The organism is uncultured Nitrosomonas sp. (genome assembly GCF_902826915.1).
GTDB lineage: Bacteria > Pseudomonadota > Gammaproteobacteria > Burkholderiales > Nitrosomonadaceae > Nitrosomonas.
Genome location: NZ_CADEGP010000091.1, coordinates 1 through 8,979, shown reverse-complemented (window position 1 = coordinate 8,979; position 8,979 = coordinate 1). Strand labels below are relative to the sequence as shown.

The following is an 8,979-nucleotide window of genomic DNA, read 5'->3' as shown; positions in this document are numbered from 1 at the left end:
CAATATTGTTAAACTCAATCAGTTAGTTATGCTTTTTGAGTAAGCTCTAAATAGCCATTCCCTGACATTGCCGACCTGATTCTCAACCTGACCTTTTTCCCAACCGGATTCCGGTGTGCATGCCACGGGCCCAAACATGTAATGATTCGCTAGGGTTAAAAAACGCCGATTAAACCGACGCCCCTTGCCAGCAAATATGGCATCAACCACGGTCTTGAGATTATCGTAAATCATCCGCTGGTGCGCCACCAATATGCGCATCAAACACCATTTCCTGGGCTTCACGCGGGTATGCTGCTAAAAACATTCGCCAACTGTAAGCCAGCCGAAAACGAGTTGCCTTGATCGTTTGCAGTACGCCATTCAATATGACATATTCATAGCTCCAGTCAAACTGACAGGTTTCACCTGCTGGGAATGCTAAGGGAACAAAGGCTTGTGTAGTCGATGGCCGATGTGGCGCTTGTTGTTTCCAGTCCAGCACAAACCGCTGCACCGGACCATACGAACCTTGATAACCTACAAACATTCGAACAATTGCTGCGCAGTCCTGCGTTGGCGTCTGGGCAATTTCCCATCCCTTTCAAGCCACTCAGCTAGTTGTGATTTAAAAGCACCTAATTTCGGTGTCGGTTGAATTTTACGTTGGTATATCGGTTCCGCTTCACTCCTTAATGCCTTGCGAACCGTTTGACGTAAGAGACTCAGACTATTTGCGATCGCACTGATGCTTTCTTTGCTAATGAAATGTCGGCGCCTGATTTCGGCTATGTGCTCCATTGTTATCACTCCAGGGTTCTCCGACTAAATGTCGGATTTTCCCATCCATAGGATGGAAATTTTTCAATGTTGATTTCACCCTTTCCCTGGTAATTCTTGCATGTTGATTAACAGTGTGTACTTCATTGGCATTTTTCTTTGGCGAGTTAAATGGCCAAATATAACAGCTGACCGCCTAACTCAGAAAATTGCACTTATTGTACGAATCCAGCTCCTATTCTAATTTTCAACGATTGGGATTTCGGTTGTGTTGTCGGGATCTGTCGACAAAATCATAACCGTGACGCGACGGTTTCTCTTTCTTCCCTCAAACGTCTCATTATTTTCTATTGGTCTATTTTCACCATAGCCTATCGCAGTAAGTCGATAAGATTCAACACCCTTATCGATGAATAACCTGATCACACTACTTGCACGTGCTGACGACAATTCCCAGTTTGATGGAAAATTCTCTGTATTTATTGGCAAATTATCTGTATGACCTTCAACATTAATTTCATGCTCGTGTCCCTTGATCACATTGGCAACTGCTTGAAGTGACAGAATCGAACTTTCGGCAAGCTTAGCTTGCCCTGGTGCGAAAAGAACGCTGGCATTAATTTCAACTGTAATCCCTAAAGAATTTTGAGTTACTCTTACTTGACCATCCTTAACTAGTGGCTCCAGAGCATGGAGGATATTCTTAGCCATGCCTTTCATCTTCTCCTGTTTTTTTACTTTCTGAGTATTGAAATTATCTGTCAGCCTGATCAGGCTACCTTGATTTGAGCGTTCATGTTGAAGAGGTGAAAATTCAACTACCGGTTGAGATTCGGATAATTGTAGAGATTCAGAAGTAGTTGAGCTATTACTTTTAAACGCGCTAACTAATGAAGAGCTCAACACACGATACTTGCCTTCATTTACCGATGAAACAGCATACATTACTACGAAAAAAGCAAACAGTAATGTTATAAAATCCGAGTACGAAACAAGCCAACGCTCCTGATTTTCATTCGACTCATCATTTATTTTCTTTCTTCTCTTTATCATTCAGCAGCTTAATAGTTAAATTAATACTTAATGAGACTAAATATAATATCCCTTCAATCGGCTTTCTATCAGCCGAGGATTCTCACCGTTCGCGATTGCGACAAAGCCATCCACCATCATTTCCTGCATGACAACATGCTCATTAATAATATTTTTTAGCTTATTTGAAATTGGCAAGAATATGAGATTGGCCAAACCAACACCGTAAATGGTTGCCACAAAAGCCACTGCAATGCCGTTACCTAACAAGCTAGGATCCGATAAATTCTCCATCACATGAATCAAACCCAACACAGCACCCAAAATGCCAATGGTGGGAGCATAACCACCTGCTGCTTCCCAAATTCGTGCAGATTGCCGTTGATGTGTCTCCAAAGCTAAGATATCAATTTCCAGGACTTCTCGTAATTTTTCTGGAGTACTACCATCAGCAAGCAATTGCAAACCTTTCTTTGAGAATGGATCAATCGCCGTAGGTATATACGATTCGAGTGCCAACAACCCTTCTTTACGTGAAATGTTAGACCAATTAATCACTTGCTTAATTAAGTTCTGTGGGGAATTTTCAGGTGGATAAAATACCCACCTAGCCATTTTGATTCCATTAACAAAAACTTTGACTGGGCTTTGTAACAATACAGCACCAACAGTCCCCCCCATAACAATCAAAAAAGCCGCCGTCTGCAATAAAGAACCGACATGCCCCCCCTCAAGAAATTGTCCACCGATAATTGCAACAAAAGCCAACACAATACCGGTAACACTATTCACATCCATCCTTGATTTCTTATTCATTCCAAAATCCAATTAGATCACTGGATAATCAGCACTTATTGCACCTCAAAGATTTCTCAAACGGGCACGAAGCCTTGCAACAGCTTGAGTATGCAGCTGGCAAACTCTGGATTCGCTGACCCCAAGCACTTCACCGATCTCTCTTAAATTCATCTCCTGTTCGTAGTGCATTCCCATCATCTGCTTTTCCCGAGGTGGTAAATTATCAATCGCAGCAATTAACTGGTTGCGAAAATTCTCATCCAGCAACGCATTTAAGGGATCTCCTTCAGAATTAATAAATAAACGATCCAAGAAAGGCTCTTCATCATCTTGCTGAAAATCTTCGTAATAAATTAACTGGGCGCCTCGAGCACTCTGCAGAGTTTCATGATATTCATCCAATGACATATCTAATTCTTTAGCTAAATCCAGTTCATTGGGCGCACAGCCATTGCGCTGCTCTAATAAATTCACAGCTGCTTCAATACGACGCATTTTCTTTCGTATACTACGCGGCAACCAATCCGCCTCGCGCAATTCATCCAAGATTGAACCTCGTATGCGCTGTGCCGCATAACTCTCAAATTGCCGTCCGTATGAACCCTCGTAACGATTGATGGCATCCAGCAAACCCATCATGCCAGCTTGAATCAGATCATCAACCTGAACACTAGCGGGCAATCGGGTCATCATGTGGTATGCAATACGTTTCACCAGTGGCGTAAATTCAGTTATAAACTGATCTTTATCAATTGCTTTAGTTCCAGTCGCAGTATACATATCATTTACACCATAAAATTGGCCATACTCAGATGACTCGTCTGAATCAATCGTTGTATAAAATTATCAATTCCCCCGTGATACTTATCTGGACAAGAGGAGCGTAAAATATTCTGCGCCACCTGCCCAAAGCACATTGCAGCCTGTGAAGACGGGTATACTTCCAGCACAGGCTTACACAATTGTGTTGAACTACGTAATTTCTCATCGTTCGGAATATAACCAGCATATTCAAGCGTTACCGATAGATATTGACGAGCCACTTTGTAGAAATTTTGATAAATTGCTAACGATTCAGCTTCTGACTCCACTTTATTCACCACTATGAGAAAATGCCTCTTCGTATACTCCTGGCTCATGATCTTAATTAGAACATACGCACCTGTAAGAGATGCGGCTGAACCCGAAATCACCATCATCACCTGTTCCGAAGCCAAACTGAGCGGCAACACGTGAGTTGTCCCCGCCATTGCGGTATCTATCAGAACAATATCTACAGATTTAGTTAACTCTGAAAAACTTCTAACAAGCCAATCTTGCTCGAGCGGACTCAACTTGTTCAGCGCATGAATACCTCGCATGGCGGATAATATGGCAATATTTCGAGGGCCCTGCAAAAGCACCTGGTCTAGCCTTTTATCCTTATAAATCACATGCAGCAGGTCAAAACGTGCCTGCAATCCAAGACTGGTACAAATGTTGTTATGGCAAGGATTTTCGTCAATTAGCAATACACGCTGACCTTTCTGAGCCAAGGCAACTGCCAGATTCACAACAAGACTGGTTTTTCCAACCCGAGATTTCCCTCCCGCAATAGTAAAGACACGCGCTGAATCAGATGCCTTGAATGATGTTAGTCTGCGCAGACCCATTGCCTGATCGTGTAACATTAATCTAGTCATGGAGAAATCCTGCCGATGATTTTTCTCCAAATTGCGCCATTTCACTGCTCTTCTTAGTTGCCATTACCAAAGCAAATTCGGCATCTTGTAGAGTAAATGCCAAATCACTAGGAGTGGGTTTAAAAACACGATGCAATAAATAACGCGGATTTGCCGCGTGAATATCTTCCGGAACTTTCTGTCCATTTGCGACATAATGCAGCACCAATTTTTTGCGAATAACAGTATCCAGCGCCACACCCAAGTTTGCAGCCTCATCGACTTTAGTGATAATACAGCCGTAAATACCACTTTTCTGATAAGCGGAAACCACTTCATCCAGTGTTTTTCCATTGGATGCTGCACTTAATATCAACAACCGCTTAACATCGGCTCCGCAATTACTTAACATCGTAATCTGCTCGGCAAGCATTTGATCGCGCTGACTCATTCCTACAGTATCAATCAACACCATATGCTTATTTCTAAGCTCTGATAGTGTCAGCTGCAAATCTTCAGTATCTTTAATCGTGCGCACAGGAATACCGAGTAATCGGCCATAGATCCTCAACTGTTCATGGCCACCGATACGGTAGCTGTCAGTGGTGAGTAGTGCCACTCTATCCGCGCCATGCCGAATTACACAACGCGCCGCCAATTTTGCTGTGGTAGTAGTTTTACCAACACCTGTGGGGCCGATCAACGCATAAATACCGCCCTTTTCTATTATTTCGTCGTTGACAACAGTATGTAGATTAGAGACTAATGCAGACATTGCCTGCTTCAAGCTTGACTCGTAATCAAGCTCAGTGGTCAATTTCTCCACTAACCGGCGCGATAATAGCGGACTAAAACCTGAATCCAGTAAAGTACGCAGCAGTTTTAGTTTTTCCGGACTACGTTGCGTAAAATTTCCCCATGCAACAGTATTCAATTGATCTTCCAATGCGCTTTTCATGGCCTGAATTTCAGCAATAATATCGCGGGCAAATGAAGCAGTTATCGCATCATTTGTGGTTTTTCTAACGTCTTCCTGGTCATTCGTTACCGCAAGCAGTTCTGCATATGACTCAACAGACCCTAATTCTTTAGTCAGTTTTTTATTTTGCTCATAGTAAGCGGCACTCACTGAGTGTGATGCAGGTAATGGTTGCGAAGGTACTAAATTAGACATTTCAGAGTCAGCCAACGCCATGATTTCCACGCCATCTCTGGTTTTTCTGTTCGAGAGTATGACGGCATTGTCACCAAGCTCTTCTTTAACCTGACGCATCGCTTCTCTGGATGTGGATGCAATATAACGCTTTACTTTCATTTGCTACCTCCAATAACGGAAGTGATCTTAATTCTTCTTGAATCGGGAATCTCAGAATGGGCTAATACTCTTAATTGAGGCAGTGCACGACGTAAAAATCTAGCCAACAAAAAGCGAATGGTGCCCGGAACAAGTAATACAATTGGCAATCCGAGCTTCTCTTGCTGATGGGCAGCACTGCGAGCTTCTTTTAACAAGGTATCGGCAAGCCCAGGTTCAATTCCAGCGCTTTGCCCACCGCCAGTTTGCATCACTTGGCTAAGAATATTTTCCAATTCGTGATGCAAGCTCATCACTTGCACTTCTGAACCTGCAGGATAATATTGATCAAGGATAGCGCGCCCCAAGGCTGTTCTGATGATTGCTGTCAGCTCGATAGCATCCTGTGTTTGCACTGCGTGCTCAGTCAACACATCGATAATGGTGCGCATGTCGCGAATATGCACACTCTCTTGCAGCAAGTTATGCAAAACTTTCTGCACTGTCGACAGCGGCAATAATTTTGGAACCAGATCCTCAATAAGTTTGGGAAATTGTGTATTAAGATGATCAAGCAGTTTCTGCAATTCCTGTCTACCCAATAATTCAGCAGCGTGCGAATGGATCAAGTGGTTGATATGCGTCGTTACTACCGTGCTAGCATCAACCACGGTATAGCCATGCAATTGCGCCTGTTCGCGCAAGGTTGCTTCAATCCATACTGCTGGCAATCCGAATGCCGGATCACTGGTTGCTGTGCCGGGTAACTGCATCGTGACTTGCCCTGGATTTATCGCTAGATACATACCCAAGTAAGATTCTCCCTGACCGATGACAGAACCTTTCAACGTAATACGATAAGCGTTAGGTCGTAACTCCAGGTTATCCCTAATATGAATTACAGGTGGTAGAAAACCGATTTCCTGAGCGAATTTCCTGCGTATGCCATTAATTCTTTTTAGTAGATCTCCTTGCTGTGCTTTATCGACCAAAGGAATCAACCGATAACCAACTTCTAATCCCAATGTATCAATTGGAGTTACATCATTCCAACTGGCATCTGTCTTTTCGATCGTCGGTATTTCCGGAGCAACAGATTCAACAAGCTGTGTGATTGGGCTTTTTTTCTTCCAATAGGCTATCGCACCTAAGGCAGAAGCGATAAAAAGAAATACAAAATTTGGCATACCCGGAATGAGCCCCATCACAGCTAAAATTGCGGCAGTAATTACCAATACTTGCGGTTGATTAAATAGCTGACTTAAAACTTGTTCGCCCAGATCTTGATCAGTCGTTACTCGACTCACCACCATGCCTGCAGCGGTAGAAATAATCAACGATGGAATTTGCCCAACTAAACCATCGCCAATAGTTAACAAAGTATAATTCTTCGCTGCCGATCCTAATTCCATGTCGTGCTGCACTACACCCACAATCAATCCACCGATAATGGTAATCAGCATGATCAATATGCCGGCAATCGCATCACCGCGCACAAATTTACTGGCACCATCCATGGAACCATAGAAATCGGCCTCTTGTGAAATGACCTGTCTACGGTTACGTGCATCTTCCTCACCGATCAATCCAGCATTCAAATCAGCGTCTATGGCCATCTGCTTTCCAGGCATAGCATCGAGTGTGAAACGTGCGCTGACTTCAGCGATACGCCCTGCACCTTTGGTAATCACGACAAAATTGATTACCACCAGAATAATGAATACCACCAACCCAACCGCATAATTCCCACCTACTAGAAAGTGCCCGAATGCTTCGATCACTTTCCCTGCAGCATCGGGCCCGGTATGTCCTTCAAGCAGAACAACCCGAGTTGAAGCGATATTTAACGACAATCGCAACAAAGTTGTAATCAACAAAATAGTCGGAAATACTGCAAATTCGAGCGGGTTCCTGGTGTATAAGCTCACCATGAGCACGATAATGGCTATCGCGATATTGAAAGTAAATAGCAGATCCAATACAAAAGGCGGCAATGGCAACACCATCATGGCCAGGATCATAATAATCAAGACCGGCCCAGCTAAAGTCCTGAAATTATTAATATCTGCTAAGGATGACAATGTAACCGCATTATTCATGGTTTCGAAATAAATAATCTAAAGAAAATTTAACTTAAAATTCACTCACACTACTAAACCGCAAGATTTACCTGATCCAGCTCAGCCGGAACAGGCACGTCAACCGGCGGTCTGGGCTCAGCACCGCCATATTCGTTATATCGCCGTAACTGAAAAACATAGGCCAATATTTCGGCCACTGCGGTATACAACTTTTCCGGTATTTCGCTCTCCAGTTCGGCGTGATGATACAAAGCCCGCGCAAGTGGCGGTGCTTCAAGAATAGGTATGCGGTGTTCCGTGGCAATCTCCCGAATACGTGTAGCCAGCAAATGCACACCTTTGGCAATGACTTTGGGTGCTCGCATGTTGCTTTGATAGCGTAACGCCACAGCATAGTGTGTCGGATTGGTAACAATAACGTCCGCTTTAGGAATTTCAGACATCATGCGGCGTCGTGCAGCCTCACGTTGCAGATTACGGATACGAGCTTTGACATAAGGATCGCCTTCGCTTTCCTTGTGCTCTTTACGAATCTCTTCTTGGGTCATGCGTAATTGCTTTGCATGTTCCCAGATTTGAAATGGCACATCGATTGCAACAATCATGATCATTGCGCCAATGATCATTAGAAAACTCATTGCCAGGAAATCACCGGTGCGGCTAATTCCCAAATTAACGGACACAGTGAGCAACGCCATCACAGATTCTTTGTTATGCCAAATAACCACTGCTGCGACACCCCCAATGATGATGGTTTTAAGAATGGCCTTAACAAGCTCAATCAGACTACGCATTGAGAAAATGCGGGCCAAACCTTTAAATGGGTCAACGCGCTTAAAATCTGGAATAACTGCCTTAGCACTGATAATCCAGCCACTCAAAAACATTGGCGCAAAAAACGCCACGACCAGAAGTAAAAACAACAAGGGTGCCATCGATATCAAACCTTCAATAGCAAGCTCATAAAAACGATTGATCATTAATTCGGACTGAAACGCCAACTCCCGCTCCACTTGCATGCCAGATTGCATGATTTTCACCAACTTCTCCATCAGAGCTGCACCCATCATCAATATCCCGACAGCTGCAGCCATCAATAAAGTAAATGTGGTAAGTTCTTGAGAACGCGCAACCTGGCCTTCTTCCCGCGCCTTCTCCAGACGCTTGGGCGTGGCCTCTTCAGTACGTTCTAGATCACTTTCTTCAGACATGACGAACTCCAAATTTCTATCAATGAATTATCATTGGAATTATCTGAATCCCATATTGGGAATAAAGAAGGAATCATCCCCTTTATTGCTAGGGAAACACTGATTAATTCACCGCACACCAAGGGCTAATCGAGCGGTTTTGG

General features: G+C 43.6%; 10 protein-coding genes. All 10 read right to left on the bottom strand.

Annotation, left to right across the window (positions count from 1 at the left end; all coding sequences use genetic code 11):
• Positions 1–18: 18 nt before the first annotated feature.
• A complete protein-coding gene (locus QZV86_RS12655) occupies positions 19–234 on the bottom strand; it encodes a hypothetical protein (protein WP_295628778.1) in 216 nt (71 codons plus the stop codon).
• The gene (locus QZV86_RS12650; protein ID WP_295628775.1) at positions 221–529 is read right to left on the bottom strand and encodes a hypothetical protein; all 309 of its coding nucleotides are present in this window, start codon (positions 527–529) and stop codon (positions 221–223) included. The genes QZV86_RS12655 and QZV86_RS12650 overlap by 14 nt, the downstream gene beginning before the upstream one ends.
• Positions 520–780, bottom strand: coding sequence for a hypothetical protein (locus QZV86_RS12645; protein ID WP_295628772.1), 261 nt, complete (start codon positions 778–780; stop codon positions 520–522). The genes QZV86_RS12650 and QZV86_RS12645 overlap by 10 nt, the downstream gene beginning before the upstream one ends.
• A 219-nt stretch (positions 781–999) precedes the next feature.
• Positions 1,000–1,812: a flagellar motor protein MotD gene (gene motD / locus QZV86_RS12640; RefSeq protein ID WP_295628769.1), complete on the bottom strand. Its 813-nt coding sequence runs from the start codon at positions 1,810–1,812 to the stop codon at positions 1,000–1,002.
• Positions 1,813–1,848: 36 nt separating this feature from the next.
• The gene (locus QZV86_RS12635; RefSeq protein ID WP_366925705.1) at positions 1,849–2,589 is read right to left on the bottom strand and encodes a flagellar motor protein; all 741 of its coding nucleotides are present in this window, start codon (positions 2,587–2,589) and stop codon (positions 1,849–1,851) included.
• A 63-nt stretch (positions 2,590–2,652) separates the two neighbouring features.
• Positions 2,653–3,369 (bottom strand): RNA polymerase sigma factor FliA, encoded by a 717-nt coding sequence (locus QZV86_RS12630; protein ID WP_295628761.1) that lies wholly within the window; start codon positions 3,367–3,369, stop codon positions 2,653–2,655.
• A 5-nt stretch (positions 3,370–3,374) separates the two neighbouring features.
• Positions 3,375–4,271, bottom strand: a complete 897-nt coding sequence (locus tag QZV86_RS12625; protein WP_295628759.1) for an AAA family ATPase — start codon at positions 4,269–4,271, stop codon at positions 3,375–3,377.
• Positions 4,264–5,565 carry a flagellar biosynthesis protein FlhF gene (flhF, locus tag QZV86_RS12620; RefSeq protein WP_295628756.1) on the bottom strand — a complete coding sequence of 434 codons (1,302 nt, stop codon included), beginning with the start codon at positions 5,563–5,565 and terminating at the stop codon, positions 4,264–4,266. Before flhF ends, QZV86_RS12625 begins: the two co-directional genes overlap by 8 nt.
• The gene (gene flhA / locus QZV86_RS12615) at positions 5,562–7,643 is read right to left on the bottom strand and encodes a flagellar biosynthesis protein FlhA (protein ID WP_295628754.1); all 2,082 of its coding nucleotides are present in this window, start codon (positions 7,641–7,643) and stop codon (positions 5,562–5,564) included. The genes flhF and flhA overlap by 4 nt, the downstream gene beginning before the upstream one ends.
• 53 nt (positions 7,644–7,696) lie before the next feature.
• Complete coding sequence (flhB, locus tag QZV86_RS12610) at positions 7,697–8,836, bottom strand: flagellar biosynthesis protein FlhB (protein ID WP_295628751.1); 1,140 nt, start codon at positions 8,834–8,836, stop codon at positions 7,697–7,699.
• Positions 8,837–8,979 lie beyond the last annotated feature (143 nt).

Excerpts from the sequence above, each read along its gene's own strand:
- QZV86_RS12655 (WP_295628778.1), bottom strand. The coding sequence starts at position 234 with ATGATTTACGATAATCTCAAGACCGTGGTTGATGCCATATTTGCTGGC.
- QZV86_RS12650 (WP_295628775.1), bottom strand. The coding sequence starts at position 529 with ATGTTTGTAGGTTATCAAGGTTCGTATGGTCCGGTGCAGCGGTTTGTG.
- QZV86_RS12645 (WP_295628772.1), bottom strand. The coding sequence starts at position 780 with ATGGAGCACATAGCCGAAATCAGGCGCCGACATTTCATTAGCAAAGAA.
- motD (WP_295628769.1), bottom strand. The coding sequence starts at position 1,812 with ATGATAAAGAGAAGAAAGAAAATAAATGATGAGTCGAATGAAAATCAG.
- QZV86_RS12635 (WP_366925705.1), bottom strand. The coding sequence starts at position 2,589 with ATGGATGTGAATAGTGTTACCGGTATTGTGTTGGCTTTTGTTGCAATT.
- QZV86_RS12630 (WP_295628761.1), bottom strand. The coding sequence starts at position 3,369 with ATGTATACTGCGACTGGAACTAAAGCAATTGATAAAGATCAGTTTATA.
- QZV86_RS12625 (WP_295628759.1), bottom strand. The coding sequence starts at position 4,271 with ATGACTAGATTAATGTTACACGATCAGGCAATGGGTCTGCGCAGACTA.
- flhF (WP_295628756.1), bottom strand. The coding sequence starts at position 5,565 with ATGAAAGTAAAGCGTTATATTGCATCCACATCCAGAGAAGCGATGCGT.
- flhA (WP_295628754.1), bottom strand. The coding sequence starts at position 7,643 with ATGAATAATGCGGTTACATTGTCATCCTTAGCAGATATTAATAATTTC.
- flhB (WP_295628751.1), bottom strand. The coding sequence starts at position 8,836 with ATGTCTGAAGAAAGTGATCTAGAACGTACTGAAGAGGCCACGCCCAAG.